The sequence below is a fragment of the Bordetella sp. FB-8 genome (assembly GCF_000382185.1).
GTDB lineage: Bacteria > Pseudomonadota > Gammaproteobacteria > Burkholderiales > Burkholderiaceae_B > Bordetella.
The window spans coordinates 653543-670725 of sequence record NZ_KB907784.1 but is presented as its reverse complement, the minus strand read 5'-3'; the positions used below and the strand labels follow the sequence as shown (position 1 = coordinate 670725).

The window sequence follows — 17183 nt, the reverse complement described above, 5'->3', positions numbered from 1 at the left end:
AATGCGCGAGCAGAGTAAAAAATTCGAACGGCGCCGCAACGGCGTAAATGGCTTGAAACGCCATAAAAAGGAGAGGTAATGAGCAAAATTCTGACGGCGTCTTATCCCAGCCTGAAGGACCGCGTTGTCTACATCACCGGTGGGGGAACCGGTATCGGCGCCTCGCTGACAGCCGGCTTTGCTGCGCAGGGCGCGAAGGTCGCCTTCGTCGATATTGCGCAAGAAGCAAGCCTTGCTCTGGTCGAGCAGATCGGCAAAGAGACTGGACGCGAACCCTTGTTCTTCTCTTGCGACATTCGTGACATCGCCGCTTTGCGCGAGAGCATCGCTCAGACGCAGGCGCAGCTTGGCGATATCGACGTGCTCGTCAACAACGCCGCCAATGACCAGCGCCACAAGATCGAAGACGTGACACCGGAGTTCTGGGACGACCGGATGGCGATCAATCTGAGGCCGCAATTCTTTACGGCCCAGGCGGTCGCGCCGGCGATGAAGGCTCGTCGAGCCGGCTGCATCATCAATTTTGGTTCCGTCTCCTGGAAGAAAGGCCAGGGGGGCATGCCTGCCTACACTGCAGCGAAAGCGGCAGTCCACGGGTTGACACGCGGCCTGGCACGCGATCTCGGACCTTACAAGGTCCGCGTCAACACCATCATTCCGGGTTGGGTTCTAACCGAACGCCAGAAGACGCTTTGGGTGACGCCCGAAGCCGACGCCGAACGTGCCGGCCAGCAGTGCATTTCCGACTGGGTAATGCCCGATCATCTCGCTGCCATGGCCCTCTTTCTTGCAGCTGACGATAGCGCGGCTTGTACGGCGCAGGAGTTCATAGTCGATGGCGGCTGGATCTGACATGGGCGCCGCCGTCCGCCTTTGCGATCCGGCGGGCGCCCTGCTCGGTGAAGGCCCTGTCTGGCATGTGCGCGAGCAGGTGCTTTATTGGGTTGATATCAAGGGCAGGCGGCTGAACCGCTATATCCCCGGCGAGGAGGCGGTGCGGCGATGGGTGCTGCATGACAGGTTGGCATGGGTGCTGCCTCGGCGTTCGAACGGCTGGATTGCAGGCCTCTCGAGCGAGATCGGCATTTTGCAAGTGGAGCCGCAGCTGTGCTTTACATCGCGTGTCCGGATCGAGCCTGAACTGCCTGGCAATCGCCTCAATGATGCGAAGACAGACGCCAATGGCACGATCTGGTTCGGAACCATGGACGATAGCGAAATTGCGCCCAGCGGCAGCTTGTATCGATTGTTGCCTGATTTCTCCGTCGAACGCGTCGATACAGGCTACACCGTCGCCAACGGTCCGGCTATCGCGCCGGACGGACGATATCTCTATCACACCGATTCCGCCGCGCGCACGATCTATCGTCATGTTCGTCACGCCGACGGCACGCTGGGGCCGCGCCAGTCTTTTATCCGCTTTGCGCAAGCGGATGGTTTCCCCGACGGCATGACCGTGGATGCCAAGGGCGGACTGTGGGTCGCCCACTGGGGCGGCGGGCGGGTCAGCCGGTTCACCGCCGACGGCATCTTCGACTGCGCCGTGTCCTTGCCGGTATCCCAAGTCACCAGCTGCTGCTTTGGCGGCGAGCAACTGGACACTTTGTTTATCACCAGCGCTGCAATCGGGTTGAGCGCAGCGCAGCGCATGCAGGAACCTCTGGCAGGAAGTTTGTTTTCGGTGATACCCGGCGTCAAAGGGATGCCGTGTCCGGCTTTCTCCGGTTAGGGCCTGCCGCGCGATTGCCAGCCAGCCCGAAGGGCGAGCATCTCAAAGCGCGCCTGGCTGCGTTGCCGATGCTCGCCGTCGTCCCGCTACGCCTGCGCTTGGCGCCTTGCCAGGCCCGTTTGGGGAGGCTCATGCGCGGCTCCTTTTCGCGTTAACAGGCCCTCATTCACATGAAAAGAATGGATAGCAGAATTGGTATTGATTCGTCGATATTAAGCATTTGATTTATATCGACCGATACGTAAGATGCAGTGAGGCAAGAGCAGGACTATTAATAAAAATCTCAGGAGACATCGCATCATGGAAAAGAAGGAAGATCCGCAGGGTTTGCAAAGCGTCAAACGCCGTCTGCTGATGCAAGGAGGGCCCGCGCTGTTGACCGCTGCTGCAGGCGTGGCGGCCATGGCCGGCGCGCCCGCAGCAGCCATGGCCGCCGAGACGGCTGCCACCGTATTGCCTGCCCACAAACGTTGGAAACTGGTTTTCGTGAACCACGTCACGACCAATCCGTTTTTTGTCGCGACACGATACGGCATCCAGGATGCGTGCACCCTGTTCGGATGCGACTATCAATGGACGGGTTCGGAGACCGCCGTGGTCGGGGAAATGGTCAATGCGATGAATGCGGCCATCGCAGGCCAGGCCGACGCCATCGGCGTGGCCATCGTCGATCCCAATGCCTTTAACGGCCCCACCGAGGCGGCCTTGAAGGCGGGCATTCCGGTTTTCTCCTACAACGCCGACGCCCCTGCCGCAAGCGGAAACAAGCGACTGGCCTATATCGGCCAGGATCTCTACAAATCGGGCTATCACATGGGGGAAAAGATCGTCGAACTGGTCGGCAGCGGCCATGTCGCACTATTCATCGCCACGCCGGGTCAGTTGAACATACAGCCTCGTATCGACGGCGCCATTGCCGCGATCAAAGCCTCAGGCAAGCCGATTACGTACGATGCCATTGCAACGGGCGCCACGATCGACGTGGAGCTACCCAAGATCAAGGCCTATTACCTTGGCCATCAAGACGTCAAGGGCATGTTCGCGGTTGACGCAGGCTCCACGCAGTGCGTTGGCCAGACGATGCAGGAATTCCACCTGACCCAGAAGGGCATCCATGGTGGCGGATTCGATCTTGTCCCGCGCACGCTGGAATACATCCATTCCTCCGTGCTGGACTTCACCATCGACCAGCAACCTTATCTGCAAGGGTTCTACACGGTGATGGAAATGGTCATGTACCTGGCTTCGGGAGGTTTGACCGGCCCGGCCGATATCAATACCGGTTTGAAGTTCGTGACCAAGACGACGGTGGACCCCTATCTCAAGACGTCCACACGCTATGAGGGCAACGGTTCCAAGGCGCAGATCGTACCGCGCTCGGGTCCGATTGTCGGCTGATCCTGGGTCGACCGGCATCCGCGGATGCCGGTGCCTTCATATTTGGATGGAACAACGTGAAAGTTTTCTCCAGAAGTCTACCTTTGCTATTGCGCAAGCCCGAGACAAGCGTCCTGCTGGTCGGCGTCGCCTTGGTCATTATCTTCCAGGTCATGACGCCCGCTTTCTTTACCGATGCAAACATGCAGACGGTAAGCCAGTTCTTCGCGCCCTGGACCCTGATTGCCTGCGGGGAGATCATGCTTCTCATCTCGGGCGAAGTGGATCTGTCCAGCGGACAGATATTTGCACTGACGCCCTTCATCATGCATTACGCCATTTTGGCGGGGCTGCCGGTGATCTTCGGTGTCATCGTCGCGCTGCTGATCGTATCGCTGCTGGGTTTTTGCATTGGCTTCATTACCGTGCGCCTGGGCGTGCCCTCATTCATCACCACCTTGGGCGCCATGCTGTTGTTCAACGGACTCACATTGACGATCAGCAATGGCTTTCCGATCAACACGCCTACGGACATCGTTGGCAACGTGCTCGGTGGCTGGGGATATAGCGAAATACTGTGGGCGTTCGGAATCGCGATGGTCATGCATGTGGTGCTTCGCCATACGCGCTGGGGTCTGCATACCGTGGCGGTGGGCGGTAACCCCAGCGGTTCGGCGGAGGCCGGCATCCATATCCGTCGCGTCAAGATCGGCAATTTCATGTTGTGCAGCACGCTTGCCGGTTTCGCGGGCATTCTCAATGCCTTTCACATTACATCGATCGATCCGAACGCGGGCGGAGCCAATGTGATGTTTCTTGCCATCGCCTCCGCCGTGATCGGCGGCACTTCGCTGATGGGTGGATCCGGCACGATTCTTGGTGGTCTGATCGGCGCCGCGGTGCTTGGCATTTTGCAAGACGGTTTCACGCTGCTCGGTGTCAACGCCTTCACTTTCGACATCATCACGGGCGCGGCGATCCTCGTGACCATGATTTCCAACGTTCAATTTGCGGCCTGGCGCCGCCGGAGCCGCAGCTGAAATGAACGACACCACCTATGCTCTGGAAGCGCGCGACGTCACCAAGCGGTTCGGACGCATACAAGCGCTGCATGGAATTTCTCTGAAGCTCAAGCCGGGCGAAATGCTGGGCATTCTCGGCGACAACGGCGCGGGAAAATCAACTTTGATGAAGATATTGTCGGGCTATCACGCGCCGACGACCGGCGGGCTTTTCATCAATGGCCAACCTGTTTCGTTCACGTCGGTGGACCACGCGCGCTTGTTCGGCATCGAGTGTGTCTACCAGGATCTTGCGCTGGTAAACACCCTCTCCGTTTATCACAATATGTTCCTCAATCGCGAACTTCGCCACGGTTGCACGCCGTTTCTCGACCATAAGGCCATGCGTAAACGCGCCGAGGCTGCGTTGGAGGATATCGGCGTGACGGTGCCGTCGGTGGACGAGGAAGTGGGCATGCTATCGGGCGGACAGCGCCAGGCCATCGCCATCGCGCGCGCCGTTTCATCGAATGCGCGCGTGCTTCTGCTCGATGAACCGCTGGCAGCGATGGGCGCGCGAGAAGCGAGCATGATCATTGCATTGATCGAGCGGCTCAAGGCGCGGGGAGATGTTTCGATGATCATGATTGCGCACAACTACGCGCAGACCTTGGATGTCGCCGATCACGTCATGATGGTTCAACGCGGTACCTGCACCTATGAGGGACGGTCGGCCGATACGTCGGTGCTCGAGCTGCTCGACGTCGTCAAGCGCGAATATCGCGCCGCTGCACAATGACGGCGCCGCACTACAAAGGGGTGTTTCCCGTCGCCCCCACCATATTCGACGAGACCGGCGCCTTGGACCTGGACGGACAAAGACGCGCAATCGATTTCATGATCGATGCGGGATCGCACGGTATCTGCATACTGGCCAACTTTTCCGAACAATTCGTACTGACCGACGCAGAGCGCGATCAGGTCATGGAGACGGTGCTGGAACATGTGGCCGGACGCGTACCGGTCATAGTCACCACCAGCCATTTCAGCAGCGCAGTCTGTGCTGAGCGTTCTCGCCGGGCTCAGGAACTGGGCGCTGCGATGGTGATGGTCATGCCGCCTTATCACGGCGCGACCTTCCGCGTTTCGGAACACGCGATTGCGCAATTTTATCGGGCGGTTTCCGATGCCATCTCGATCCCGATCATGGTCCAGGATGCGCCGGTGGCCGGGACGCCGCTATCCGTATCCCTTCTTTCAACAATGGCCAGAGAGATCGAGAACCTCGCCTATTTCAAGATCGAAGTGCCTCAGGCGGCAGCCAAACTGCGCGCTCTGATCGAGGCCGGCGGCGAGGCCGTCATCGGCCCCTGGGATGGTGAAGAGGCGATCACGCTGATGGCCGATCTCGATGCCGGGGCCACGGGAGCGATGACCGGCGGAGCTTATCCCGACGGGATTCGCCAGATTGTCGATGCCTATTTTGCCGGCAACCGCGCCGCGGCGCTGCAGGCTTATGCGCGCTGGCTGCCACTGATCAATTTCGAGAATCGGCAATGCGGGCTTGCGACCTGCAAAATTCTGATGAAAGAAGGTGGCGTGATCCGGCATGAAACCGTGCGTCATCCACTGCAGCCTGTGCACCCGGATACCCGTGCCGGACTGATTGAACTGGCGCGGCTCCTGGATCCACTGGTTCTGCGCTGGGGGCGTTGATATCCGGGGTGAATCCGCCATCGCGCTGTCCTGCATTTTTAACGAGCTAAAAAACATCATGACCACCAAGCCTCTCTCCAAGCCGACGCTACGGTCTCGCGCCTGGTTCGACAATGGATCGAATCCCGATATGACGGCGCTGCATATCGAGCGTTACATGAATTTCGGTATCAGCCAAAAAGAGCTGCAAGATGGCCGACCCATTATCGGCATTGCACAAACGGGCTCTGATCTTTCTCCCTGCAACCGGCATCATCTCGAGTTGGCCAAGCGAATCAGGGAGGGCATTTACGAGGCGGGCGGCGTTGCGCTGGAATTTCCCGTGCATCCCATCCAGGAAACCGGCAAGCGGCCAGCGCCCGGGTTGGATCGGAACCTCGCCTATCTGGGACTCGTAGAATTGTTGTATGGATATCCGCTCGATGGCGTGGTGTTGACGATCGGTTGTGACAAAACGACGCCCGCCTGCCTGATGGCCGCGGCGACGGTGAATATCCCGGCCATTGCCCTGTCCGTCGGTCCGATGTTGAATGGCTGGTTCCGAGGCGAGCGTACCGGCTCGGGCACCATCGTCTGGAAAGCGCGGGAATTGCTGGCCAAGCAGGAAATCGACGAAGCGGGCTTCATCAAACTCGTTGCGTCCTCCGCCCCGTCCACAGGCTATTGCAACACCATGGGCACGGCAACGACGATGAATTCCCTGGCCGAGGTGCTTGGCATGCAATTGCCCGGCTCGGCTGCGATTCCGGCCCCTTACAGGGACCGGCAGGAGATGGCCTATCTGACCGGCCTGCGCATCGTCGAAATGGTCAAGGAGGACTTGAAGCCCTCCGACATCCTTACCCGGGAAGCCTTCATCAACGCGGTTCGGGTGAACTCCGCCATCGGCGGTTCCACCAATGCGCCGATACATCTGAACGCGCTGGCCCGCCATATCGGCGTCGAGCTTTCCGTCGACGATTGGCAGACCTATGGAGAAGATATTCCGTTGCTCGTTAATCTGCAGCCCGCAGGTGAATATCTGGGCGAGGATTACTATCACGCCGGCGGTGTGCCGGCAGTCGTGAATCAGTTGATGCGGCATGGCTTGATTCATGAAGCGGCGCTGACGGCGAACGGCCGCACCCTGGGCGAGAATTGCCGAGACGCCGAGATCATGAGCCGGGAAGTGATTCGGCCTTTCGAGCAGCCTTTGAAGCCCAAGGCGGGATTTCGTGTTTTGCGCGGCAACCTCTTTACCTCCGCCATCATGAAGGCGAGCGTTATTTCAGATGCGTTCCACGCCCGCTATCTTTCCAATCCTGATGATCCGGATGCTTTTGAAGGGCGCGCGATTGTTTTCGACGGGCCTGAGGAGTATCACGCGCGTATCGACGATCCAGCATTGAAGATAGATGCCGACTGTATCTTGTTCATGCGCGGCGCCGGCCCTATCGGTTATCCGGGAACGGCCGAAGTCGTGAATATGCGCGCGCCGGACTACCTGATCAAATCGGGCATCAAAGAGCTGCCCTGTGTGGGCGATGGCCGTCAGTCGGGAACCTCGGGATCGCCTTCTATTCTCAATGCTTCGCCCGAAGCCGCGGTGGGGGGCGGGCTAGCCTTGTTGCGCACGGGAGATCGCGTGCGCATCGATTTGCGGAAGGGTCGCGCCGACATGCTGATTTCGGACGAAGAGTTGGCGGCACGCCGCAAGGCGCTGGAGGCAGCCGGCGGCTACGCGTATCCGGCCCATCAAACACCCTGGCAGGAAATCCAGCGCGGGATCATCGGGCAAATGGATACAGGCGCAGTGTTGGAACCCGCTGTCGCCTATCAGAAAATAGCGCAGACTCAGGGTATTCCTCGCGACAGCCACTGAAAGCTGTCTGGTCAGTTTTAAATGCGCCTCAACATACCAGTTGGACAGCGACAGCGCCACTCTGCGTGTGACGTTACCCCAGCCACTGTGGCTCTACGCCTACTTTGGCGCCACTGAGATTTGCGAATTCGTGCTCCAGTGCTGCAAGCTTTGCGTAGAGGAAGACTTGGTTTCCGAAGTGGAGTACCTCCGCAGCCATGACCAGACAGTGCGTGAACTCGAAACTTGGCTGGATATGCGTCAATCGAAACTGAATTCGCTCATCGCCATCATCGTGCAAGGCCACGGCTCATTGATGGGCAGGTGGCGCGTGCCGAGGAGGTCGTTGCCCGTAATTTCGCCCAATACATCGACAAGCGGACTCCGCTAACTTGCTGGAGCAGGGCCACCGCGAGGAAATGCCGTGAACGAAACAGTCTCCACCATTAACGCGAAAAATATCACCAGTTCGCTTCAGCAAGGTACCGAGGCGGCGCTGCGCCGTGCGCCAAGCAAAGCGCGGGAGCGCGCTCGACAGGCCATGCAGCAGGAAAGGCAAACGGGCAGCCAGCAGCCGCGTGCGACGACATGGTGAAATTGAAGTGGGTGCTGCTGTATGCAGCGTCGATTGCAGGACTCGCCGGTAGGTCGCGAGAATACGGTCAGGCGTTTCTGAGGCGTCCGAAGCCTTGCCGCCATTTGCCGCAAATCGATGCGGAAAATGGCGGAAAATGACTTCAAGCACTTGGGCCAACTCTTCGGGGTTGGCCCATTTGCTTTTGGTCTCCTGTAGGTGCCATGTAGGCATCTGCGATCAGCCTCGAGCCGTCTTTGCAGTTGAAAGGCCGGTGCGGCAGTGGGTGTTTAGGATGTTTGACCGGATCGCGCCGCACGCTGTGGGGCATCGCGCGCTTTTAGCCACCACCTGCGAATCCCGACAAGCAGGGGCGACATTAACGTGTCGGCGCAGGCTTGCGCTGCCTGCCGGACGGCTTCGCCTTGTGTGGGATACGCGTGGATGACACTTGCAAGGCGGCACAGGCCGACTCCGGCAACCATTGCCAGTGACACGACGTTAATCATCTCCGCTGCGCCGCGGCCCACAATAGTCGCGCCGAGGATTTGGTCCGTTCCCTCCCGGACGTGTATTTTCACGAACCCGTCCTCGGCCCCGTCGGTGATTGCCCGGTCGACATCATGCATGGGCACAGTGAAGGTTTTGACGGGGATGTTTCGTTCTCTCGCTTCTTTTACGTAAAGCCCAACGTGTGCGACCTGCGGATCGGTATGGGTGCACCAGGGCACGGTCAGAGCGCTTAGCCGCTGGCGCCCGAAGAGCAACGCGTTGTGGACCACGATGCGGGCAGACGCTTCAGCGGTATTCGTAAACCGGAACTTCAGGCAAACGTCGCCTGCGGCGTATACGTGTGAATTGCTGGTACGCAGAAAATCGTCCACATGAATTCCCGTGACCTCATCGTACTGAATTCCGGCTGCGGCAAGACAGAGCCCCTCTACGGCCGGCAGGCGGCCGATGCCGGTCAGGATATGGTCCACCACGGTCGTTGCGGTGTTGCCTTCGTTCAATAGATCCACATGTTTGCGGCCGTCTTGTTCGCGTACTCGCGTGGGCTGACTGTTCAGGTGAATTTCCACGCCATCGCGGGCGAGCGCATCCGAGACCATTTGCGCGGCGTCGCGTTCCTCGGCCGGAAGAAAGAGCGGTTCGCGGTGCGAGATCAATGTTCGGGTGCCAAAGCGGGCGAAGGCTTGCGCGAGTTCGCACCCCAGCGGCCCGCCGCCGACGACAAGCAGGCTGGCCGGCAACTCCTGCAGATCGAAGATTGTTTCATTGTTGAGGAAGCCGGCTTTCTCCAGCCCTTCGATTTCTGGCAGCATTGCGCGCGAGCCTGTAGCGATCAGGGCCTTGCCAAAGCGCAGTTTGATGCCGTCGACATCGACCGAGTCCGGGCCAACGAAGTGTGCATGGCCAAAGTACAGGTCGATGCCGGCGGCAGCCAACTTTGCGGGAGAGTCGATCCGGACGAGCCGTTCGCGGATGCGCCGCATGCGAACCATTGCGGCAGGAAAATCGACGGAAATTTCGCAAGGACGGAGTGCGCCATAGCGTGGCGCCTCGCGCATCATGGCATACGCTTGTGCGGTGCGGATGAGCGTCTTGGATGGTATGCAGCCGTTGTTGGCGCTGATGCCTCCGATAAGATGGGCTTCGATCAATGCCACGCGCGCGCCCATTGCGGCCGCGGTGCGCGCCGCCATCAAGCCGGCGGGTCCGCCGCCTATCACCAGGAATCGGTATCTGGCGGGGGGGCGCGGGTTGCGCCAGCCTGGCGGTTGCGCGTTGATCATCATGCCTGCGCCGTGGTCAGCCAGCCGCCCCGAAAGCCCGCACGTTGCAGACCTGTTCGCACGCAAGGCACGCCTCGCAATAGCCGCCAGATCATTCCCGAGCGAAAATTCTCGATCATCAGGACGATCATGCCCTGATCAAGTCCGAATTCGCAGTCGGAAACCCAGTCGTGGCCCAACGGCGTACGTACCGTCGCATTCGAGCCACTTGCACGCGTGCAGACGCTCAGGTCGCTCATCCGCCTGTGCAACGCGCGAAGCACCACCTCGGGCGCAAAGACGATAGACGCCAGAACGGCGGCTGGTGAGAAAGTGCCGTCGTCCGGTCCCCAGGGCGCCCCTCGGGCGGCATAGCCATAGAAAGTCTGGCGCCGCCCGCAGACCGCTTGTGGCGGCGAGCTTGGCCCATCGCCTGCGGAAAGTCCCCAATGGTCTTCGTCCAAGCCGTTGAAGTTATGTGGGTTGCGGCTGGCGTATTCGCGTTGCACCTGGATTGCCCGACGGCTGTTTTCAAAATAGTCGCAGCGCTTATCGCGCATAAAGCGGTCCCGGATGCCGCGAAAGTCGATCCAGGCGTGCGAGAACTGATGGATGAACAAGGGGCCGGCGTACAAGTAGTCGACGCCATACAGGTTCTCCCACTGATAGGTCAGGGTCCAGGCTTCGAAGCTGCTATGGCTCAGGGCATGGGTGGGGGATCCGAGTCCCAGCACGTAGATAAGAAAGGCTTCGCTGTATCCCTGCCATCCATAGTGCAGAAATCCGCTCTCCGGCCGCCAGCCTTGCGCGACGGCAGCGCCCTCGGGCTGGGCCCAGCGCCAATTGACGCGACGGTACAGGGCGTCCGCAAGGGCGCGCACCTCGGTCTCGTCCTTATCTGGCGCGGTGAAATACGCCGCCGCGGTTAGCATCCCGGCGATCAGCAATGCACTGTCGATGAGCGACAGTTCGGAGCGCCATGCGCGCCGTCCGCTGTCCATGTGTAGAAAGTGGAAGTACAACCCGTGGCAGCCGGTCGAGTCGGGTGTTCCGCTCTGGTCGCTACTCATGAAAAAGCGCAGCGCCGCCAAGCTTCGCTTTACGGCCTGTTCGCGCGGCATCCAGCCGCGTTCAACCCCGACGGGATAGGCCGACAGAGCAAGGCCGACCACGGCGATACTGGTGTGCGAGTCAGGACGCGACGTGTCCGCCACGAGTCCGCGCATAGGTTCGGCGTAGGCGACAAAGTAGTCAAAAGCGGCGCGTTGCAAAGTCTCGATCAGGCTTTCGTCGGCCGCGTCCCAACCGCAGGGTTCGGGTCTTGGCAATGCGCTCACGGCGAGTCGCTCGGAAGTAGGCTGCCGTCGTGCGGCGGGCTATGAGATGGCGTGACCATAATGCCGCCGGCGTGGCCTCGCGCCGGACCGATCTCCCGGTTGCGACGCACGAGCGCATGCGAGACCGCGGGCTTTCCGGCCAGTGGGCCGATATGCAGACTCATTCCGGACTTTTTTGACGTTTTATTTTGGGGCGAGATCATGGCAGCACCTCATTTAGCTGGCGATAGCGCCGGATCAGCGTCCGGGTGGAGCTGTCGTGGCGGGTGTCCGCCAGGTCAGGACCCGCCAGTTCCTTGACGGTCTGGTCGGCCAGCACTTTGCCAAGTTCAACCCCCCATTGGTCAAAGGAGTCAATGTCCCAAATGACGCCTTGGGTGAAGACGCTATGTTCGTACATTGCCACCAGCGCGCCGAGCGTATGCGGCGTCAATTTCCTGGCGAGAATCGTGTTGCTGGGATGATTGCCCGGCAGGACATGATGCGCGACCAGCGCATCGTCGACGCCCTCGGCGCGCCACTCGGCCGCGGTCTTGCCAAAGGCCAGCGCTTGGGCCTGCGCAAAGAGATTAGCCATCAGCAGGTCGTGCGGGTTGTCGGGCTGATCGCCTGATGCGGTGCTTGGATTGAGGCTCTGTCCAAAGCCGATGAAGTCGCACGGCACTTGACGCGTGCCTTGGTGCAGGAGCTGGAAGAATGAATGCTGGCCATTGGTACCCGGCTCCCCCCAGACGATGGGCGAGGTATTCGCGCGCACCGGCAGACCCGCCCGCGTGACGTGCTTGCCGTTGCTCTCCATGGTCAGTTGCTGCAAATAAGCTGGCAGGCGAGTCAGATATTGCTCGTAAGGCAGCACCGCCTGGGTGCTGGCGCCCAGGAAGTCGTTGTTCCACACCGCCAGCAATCCCAACAGCGCGGGCATATTGTGTTCCACCGGCTCTTGCAGGAAGTGTTCGTCCATGGCCCGCATCCCCGCCAGCATGTCCCGGAAATGCGCAGGTCCGATCGCGATCATGGTCGACAGCCCAATGGCCGATGCAAGCGAATAGCGGCCGCCCACCCAATCCCATAGTGCAAAGGTCTGCTCGGGGTTGATCCCAAAAGCGGCCGTCGCCTCGGTATTGGCCGAGACGGCGGCAAAATGCCGGGCAGTTGAATTCGGGGTGTGCAGTTGCCGCAGGCTCCAGGCGCGCGCGGCATGGGCGTTGCACAAGGTCTCCCGTGTCCGGAAACTCTTGGAGCACACGATGAACAATGTTTCGCCTGCGTCCAGGCCGCGCGTGGCTTCGGCCAGCGCAGTCCCGTCAACGTTCGATACGAAGCGCAGATCGATCTCGCGCTGGCTATAGTGCCGCAAGGCCTCGTAGGCCATGACCGGCCCTAGGTCGGAGCCGCCGATACCGATGTTGATTACGTGCCGGATGCGGCGGTTGGTGTGGCCTAGCCAGTGGCCGTCGCGTATTTGTTCGCTGAAGTGCGCCATGCGGTCCAGTTGGTCATGGACTTGGGCCACGATGTCAACGCCGTCCCGCCACAGCGGCCGGCCGGCCGGGGCGCGCAGTGCCGTGTGCAGCGCCGCGCGTCGCTCCGTCGTGTTGACCGGGTCGCCCCGGAACATGGCGGCGATCCGTTGCTCCAGGCCGCAGTCGCGCGCCAGCTCGGCCAGCAATCCAATGGTGTCGGCATCAATGCGGTTCTTGGAGTAGTCCAGGTAGAGTCCCGCGGCTTGCACGTTCAGCCGCGCGCCGCGCTGTGGATCCGCAGCGAAAAATTCTCGCAGATGCATGCTGCCGATGTCGCGATAGTGCGTCAAAAGCGCCTGCCATGCGGGCTGCGTCGTCGTGGCGGCGTTCATGACATCGGCGCCGGCGAGGTTGATGCCAGGGTCATGCGCTTGTCCCGGATACGCACGAGAAGCGCCTGCCAAGACTCGGCGAACGCGTCGACTCCCTCACGTTGAAGGCGGGCGCCTAGCGCGCTGATGTCTACCCCCGCGTGCTGGAATTCCTCGATCGTGGCCTGGGCGCAGGCTGCGTCCGTTGTCAGGGTCTGGTGAACGCGTCCATGGTCCGCGAATGCCAGCAGGGTGTCTTGCGGCATGGTGTTGACAGTGTGGGGCGCCTCAAGGGCTTCGACATACAGCGTATCGGGAGCGGCCGGATCCTTCGTGCCGGTGCTGGCAAACAGCAAGCGCTGGGGCCGCGCTCCGGCCGCGGCCAGGCGCTGCCAGCGCTCGGAGTCCAGCCTTTGACAGCCATTCTGGTAAGCGCGCGTCGCGACGGCGATGCCCAGCCGGTTGTGCAGCGGCTGGGCAAGCGTCTGCTTTACCGCTACGTCCCAGCGGCTGACGAACAAGGATGCGACCGAGGCTACGGTGGGATCCCGGCCTGCCGCCAGCCGGCGTTCGATGCCGCGCATATAGGCTTCGGCCGCAGCCTGCACGTGCTCATCGGAGAACAGCAGCGTCACATTGACGGGTATGCCGTCAAAGATGACCTCCTCGATCGCCTCGATGCCTTCGGTTGTGCCGGGGATCTTGATGAAAAGATTTGGGCGCCCGGCCTTGGCATGCAGTCGGTTCGCATCCCGTATCGTATGTGCCGCGTTGTGGGCCATCAGGGGCGAGACCTCAAGCGACACCCAGCCGTCCTTGCCGCGGGAGGCATCGAAGGCGGGCTTGAACAGGTCGGCCGCCTGGGTCAGGTCTTCCAGCGCGAGCGCGAAGAACAGATCCTCATCCGTTAAGCCCGCTGCATCCAGCGTACGGATGCGAGTGTCGTAACTGTCGCCAGCGGCAATGGCTTTCTCGAAGATGGTCGGATTGGACGTCAAGCCCGTTATTGAAAGGTCCTCGATATAGTGAGCGAGTGTGCCGCTTGTCAGCAATGAGCGGCTGATGTTGTCCAGCCAGAGGCTCTGGCCAAGCTGGTGAAGTGCCTGGGTGGGATTCATCGCATGTGTCCGTGGCTTATGCCGGTTGGGGGTTGTGCCATTCGTCGTCGGCCCAGATGAAGGTGTTCGAGGCGGACGGGCCCCAGGACCCCTGCGGGTAGACGATGGCACGGGGAGGGGCGCGCAGCACCGGGTCCACCACGGCCCAGGCGGCCTCGATGGCGTCTTCGCGCGCGAACAAGGCGCCGTCGCCGTCCATTGCGTCGGCGAGCAGGCGCTCGTAGGGAGATTGCTCTTCGGCCGCCGCCTCCAGCATCGAAAATTCGCACTGCTCGCCCACGAACGCCTTGCCGGGGCTTTTCACGCGCGCGGCCAGCGCAATCGTGGAATGCGGCGACAGATGAAAACGTACATAGTTCGCGCCTTCGCGCGAGGTCGCGTCGCCGAACAGATCTTGGGGCGGCGTTTTGAACCGAACCACCACTTCGCAAGCGGTGACGGGAAGGCATTTTCCCGAACGCAGATACCACGGCACGCCGCCCCAGCGCCAGGAGTCTATGTGCACCCGCAGATTGCAGTACGTCTCCACGTCGGAGTCGCGCGCAACGTTTGGCTCGTCGCGGTAGCCTTGGTACTGCCCACGCAGAATATCGCCGGCGCCCAGCGGGCGCATACTGGAAAATACGTCCGCCTTGTGGCGGTGTACTGCCTCGAAATCGCGGCTGGCCGGCGGCTCCATTGCCAGTAAAGCCACCACCTGGAACAAGTGGCTCTGCATCACGTCGCGCAGGCAGCCGGCGCTTTCGTAGAACCCGCCGCGTCCCTCGATGCCGAATGACTCGGCCAGCGTGATCTGCACGGCCGCGATGTGATCGCGATTCCACAGGGGCTCAAGAAAGGTATTGGCAAAGCGAAAGTACAGGAGGTTCATGATCGCTTCCTTGCCCAGGAAATGATCAATGCGAAAGATCGCCTCTTCGGGAAAGAACTCGCGGGCGATCTTGTTGAGTTCGCGCGCCGAGGCCAGGTCGCGGCCAAACGGCTTTTCAATGATGACCCGGCTTGCTTCGGCCAGTCCGGCCGCACCCAGGCCACGCAAAACGGTAGAAAACAAGGCGGGGGGAATGGCCAGGTAGAAGGTCGGATGTCGCGCCGGACGCAACGCGTTGCGCAGTGCCTCAAAGGTGCCCGCATCGCGGTAGTCGCCGCTGATATAGCGCAGCGCGGCCAGCAAGCGGGTCAGCGCGGCGGCGTCGACCTGGGCGCATTCCCGCTCCACGCTTTGCGTCGCCTGTGTCCGAAATTTTTCGATCGTCCACGGTGAACCCGCCACGCCAAGCACGGGCACTGTCAACGATCCGCGCAGGCACATCGCATATAGCGCGGGAAAGATCTTCTTGTGCGCAAGGTCGCCAGTTGCGCCGAATACTACTAGCGTGTCAGCGGATTTCCGGTCTGGATTTTGGGTATGAAAGCTCATGTTTTTGCTTGCGCCGGCGTCGGCTTAGCCGGCTGTTCGAGGTGTCCGCCGAAGGCATGGCGCATGGCTGACTGCACGCGATTGGCGAAGTCGGCGTGGTTGCGCGAGTCAAAGCGCGCATAGAGCGCGGCGCTTAGCACGGGCGCCGGCACCGCTTCGTCGATCGCGGCCTGCACGGTCCAGCGCCCTTCGCCGGAATCCGACAGACGGCCCGTGTAGCTGCCCAGCGCCGGGTCGGTTGTCAACGCCGCGGCGGTCAGGTCCAACAGCCAGGAGCCAATCACGCTGCCGCGCCGCCAGAGCTCGGCGATGTCGGCCAGATTCATCTCGTAGCGGTAGTGTTCCGGATGCCTTAGCGGCGTGGTTTCTGCGTTTATGGCGCTGGCTTGCGCACCCGCGTTGGCGTGGCGCAGGATGTTCAGTCCTTCCGCATAGGCAGCCATCACGCCGTATTCGATGCCGTTGTGCACCATCTTGACGAAATGACCGGCGCCGTGCGGGCCGCAATGCAGCCAGCCTTGGTCGGCGCTGCCGCCCGCCTGGCGGCCGGGTGTGGCAACAGCCGCGCCCGCGCCTGGGGCCAGCGTGACAAACAGCGGCGCAAGATGGGCTACCGCCGCCGCCGTGCCGCCGATCATCAGGCAATAGCCGCGTTCCAGGCCAGCTATTCCGCCGCTGGTGCCGACGTCTACGAACTCGATGCCTGCCGTTGACAGCGCCGTGGCGCGGCGCAGGTCATCGTGGTAATAGGAATTACCGCCATCGATGACGATGTCGCCTTTCTGCAGCAGGGGGGCGAGGTTGGCGAGGAGCGCATCGACAGCCGCCGCCGGCACCATCAGCCAGACCACACGCGGCCTCTGGAGGCGGGCCACGAACGCGGGCAGTGACGAGGTGCCCAAGGCGCCCAATGCCACCAGGCGTTCCATTGCCTCTGGGGCATGGTCGTGAATGATGCTTTCATGGCCGCCTTTGAGCAGGCGCATCACCATGCTGGCGCCCATGCGGCCCAGACCGATCATGCCGATTTGCATTGAGATTCTCCTAGAGAGCGAAGCAGGACCGGCAAGCAGTGTTTGAGGCGGTCTTTGATCAGGGTGATGCCTGAACCCGGCTGCGGAACGTTGTCCAGGCTCCATTCCAATCCGGCCGAACCCGGATACCTGGTCCGGCCTTCACGCCAGGCGTTGGGGGAAAAGGCAAGGACGTCCGACGCAATGACATACGGCTCGACCCGATAACGGGCGGCACCCTCAGGAGATTCCGCGTGGCGGATGGGGGCGAGGATTGTGAATATTTCCCGTGCTCGGGCGTCGTTCAATACGGCATGGGCCATCGCCGTCCTGACGGCGCCATGCGGTGCCGCGGGAACTTCAGAAACCGGGGCGTGATCGCTATCTGGCGGCGTGATGCTAAGCGTATTCACGTCTTGGACTCCAAGGATAAGTCTTGGCTCCAGAGT

Annotated in this window: 15 protein-coding genes; 8 read left to right on the top strand and 7 right to left on the bottom strand. The window is 61.2% G+C overall.

Annotated features, from left to right (window positions below):
- Window positions 1–78 precede the first annotated feature (78 nt).
- The 8 genes from H143_RS0103230 to H143_RS22345 all read left to right on the top strand — a co-directional run bounded on the left by H143_RS0103230 (window position 79) and on the right by H143_RS22345 (window position 8258).
- Entirely contained in the window at window positions 79–852 is a 774-nt protein-coding gene (locus tag H143_RS0103230) for an SDR family NAD(P)-dependent oxidoreductase (protein ID WP_019936791.1), read from the top strand.
- A 1-nt stretch (window position 853) separates the two neighbouring features.
- The gene (locus tag H143_RS0103225) at window positions 854–1729 is read left to right on the top strand and encodes an SMP-30/gluconolactonase/LRE family protein (RefSeq protein ID WP_019936790.1); all 876 of its coding nucleotides are present in this window, start codon (window positions 854–856) and stop codon (window positions 1727–1729) included.
- Between the two features lie 300 nt (window positions 1730–2029).
- The gene (locus tag H143_RS0103220; protein ID WP_019936789.1) at window positions 2030–3127 is read left to right on the top strand and encodes a sugar ABC transporter substrate-binding protein; all 1098 of its coding nucleotides are present in this window, start codon (window positions 2030–2032) and stop codon (window positions 3125–3127) included.
- An 83-nt stretch (window positions 3128–3210) separates the two neighbouring features.
- On the top strand, window positions 3211–4146 hold the full coding sequence (locus H143_RS0103215) for an ABC transporter permease (protein WP_019936788.1): 936 nt from the start codon (window positions 3211–3213) through the stop codon (window positions 4144–4146).
- A gap of 1 nt (window position 4147) precedes the next feature.
- Window positions 4148–4906, top strand: a complete 759-nt coding sequence (locus tag H143_RS0103210) for an ATP-binding cassette domain-containing protein (RefSeq protein ID WP_019936787.1) — start codon at window positions 4148–4150, stop codon at window positions 4904–4906.
- Window positions 4903–5823, top strand: coding sequence for a dihydrodipicolinate synthase family protein (locus tag H143_RS0103205; RefSeq protein WP_019936786.1), 921 nt, complete (start codon window positions 4903–4905; stop codon window positions 5821–5823). The genes H143_RS0103210 and H143_RS0103205 overlap by 4 nt, the downstream gene beginning before the upstream one ends.
- 58 nt (window positions 5824–5881) lie before the next feature.
- Window positions 5882–7684, top strand: a complete 1803-nt coding sequence (locus H143_RS0103200) for an IlvD/Edd family dehydratase (protein ID WP_019936785.1) — start codon at window positions 5882–5884, stop codon at window positions 7682–7684.
- A 403-nt stretch (window positions 7685–8087) separates the two neighbouring features.
- Window positions 8088–8258: a hypothetical protein gene (locus tag H143_RS22345; protein WP_155803309.1), complete on the top strand. Its 171-nt coding sequence runs from the start codon at window positions 8088–8090 to the stop codon at window positions 8256–8258.
- 269 nt (window positions 8259–8527) lie between these two features.
- On the opposite strand, the gene H143_RS19870 is transcribed toward H143_RS22345, so the two are convergent.
- From H143_RS19870 to H143_RS22340, 7 genes are all read right to left on the bottom strand, one after another.
- Window positions 8528–10036 (bottom strand): mercuric reductase, encoded by a 1509-nt coding sequence (locus H143_RS19870; RefSeq protein ID WP_155803308.1) that lies wholly within the window; start codon window positions 10034–10036, stop codon window positions 8528–8530.
- A complete protein-coding gene (locus H143_RS0103180) occupies window positions 10033–11349 on the bottom strand; it encodes a glucoamylase family protein (RefSeq protein WP_231378447.1) in 1317 nt (438 codons plus the stop codon). The genes H143_RS19870 and H143_RS0103180 overlap by 4 nt, the downstream gene beginning before the upstream one ends.
- A 199-nt stretch (window positions 11350–11548) precedes the next feature.
- Window positions 11549–13204: a glucose-6-phosphate isomerase gene (gene pgi / locus H143_RS0103175; RefSeq protein ID WP_019936780.1), complete on the bottom strand. Its 1656-nt coding sequence runs from the start codon at window positions 13202–13204 to the stop codon at window positions 11549–11551.
- Window positions 13201–14301 carry a transaldolase gene (gene tal / locus H143_RS0103170; protein WP_019936779.1) on the bottom strand — a complete coding sequence of 367 codons (1101 nt, stop codon included), beginning with the start codon at window positions 14299–14301 and terminating at the stop codon, window positions 13201–13203. The genes pgi and tal overlap by 4 nt, the downstream gene beginning before the upstream one ends.
- A gap of 16 nt (window positions 14302–14317) precedes the next feature.
- Window positions 14318–15721, bottom strand: coding sequence for a glucose-6-phosphate dehydrogenase (gene zwf, locus H143_RS0103165; protein ID WP_019936778.1), 1404 nt, complete (start codon window positions 15719–15721; stop codon window positions 14318–14320).
- Window positions 15718–16755, bottom strand: coding sequence for a phosphogluconate dehydrogenase (NAD(+)-dependent, decarboxylating) (gene gnd, locus H143_RS0103160; protein ID WP_019936777.1), 1038 nt, complete (start codon window positions 16753–16755; stop codon window positions 15718–15720). The genes zwf and gnd overlap by 4 nt, the downstream gene beginning before the upstream one ends.
- Window positions 16740–17147, bottom strand: coding sequence for a hypothetical protein (locus H143_RS22340; protein ID WP_155803307.1), 408 nt, complete (start codon window positions 17145–17147; stop codon window positions 16740–16742). Before H143_RS22340 ends, gnd begins: the two co-directional genes overlap by 16 nt.
- Window positions 17148–17183: the final 36 nt, after the last annotated feature.

Bases quoted from the DNA above. Each gene is read 5' to 3' on its own strand.
- H143_RS0103230 (WP_019936791.1), top strand. From the start codon at position 79: ATGAGCAAAATTCTGACGGCGTCTTATCCCAGCCTGAAGGACCGCGTT.
- H143_RS0103225 (WP_019936790.1), top strand. From the start codon at position 854: ATGGGCGCCGCCGTCCGCCTTTGCGATCCGGCGGGCGCCCTGCTCGGT.
- H143_RS0103220 (WP_019936789.1), top strand. From the start codon at position 2,030: ATGGAAAAGAAGGAAGATCCGCAGGGTTTGCAAAGCGTCAAACGCCGT.
- H143_RS0103210 (WP_019936787.1), top strand. From the start codon at position 4,148: ATGAACGACACCACCTATGCTCTGGAAGCGCGCGACGTCACCAAGCGG.
- H143_RS0103205 (WP_019936786.1), top strand. From the start codon at position 4,903: ATGACGGCGCCGCACTACAAAGGGGTGTTTCCCGTCGCCCCCACCATA.
- H143_RS0103200 (WP_019936785.1), top strand. From the start codon at position 5,882: ATGACCACCAAGCCTCTCTCCAAGCCGACGCTACGGTCTCGCGCCTGG.
- H143_RS19870 (WP_155803308.1), bottom strand. From the start codon at position 10,036: ATGATGATCAACGCGCAACCGCCAGGCTGGCGCAACCCGCGCCCCCCC.
- pgi (WP_019936780.1), bottom strand. From the start codon at position 13,204: ATGAACGCCGCCACGACGACGCAGCCCGCATGGCAGGCGCTTTTGACG.
- tal (WP_019936779.1), bottom strand. From the start codon at position 14,301: ATGAATCCCACCCAGGCACTTCACCAGCTTGGCCAGAGCCTCTGGCTG.
- zwf (WP_019936778.1), bottom strand. From the start codon at position 15,721: ATGAGCTTTCATACCCAAAATCCAGACCGGAAATCCGCTGACACGCTA.
- gnd (WP_019936777.1), bottom strand. From the start codon at position 16,755: ATGCAAATCGGCATGATCGGTCTGGGCCGCATGGGCGCCAGCATGGTG.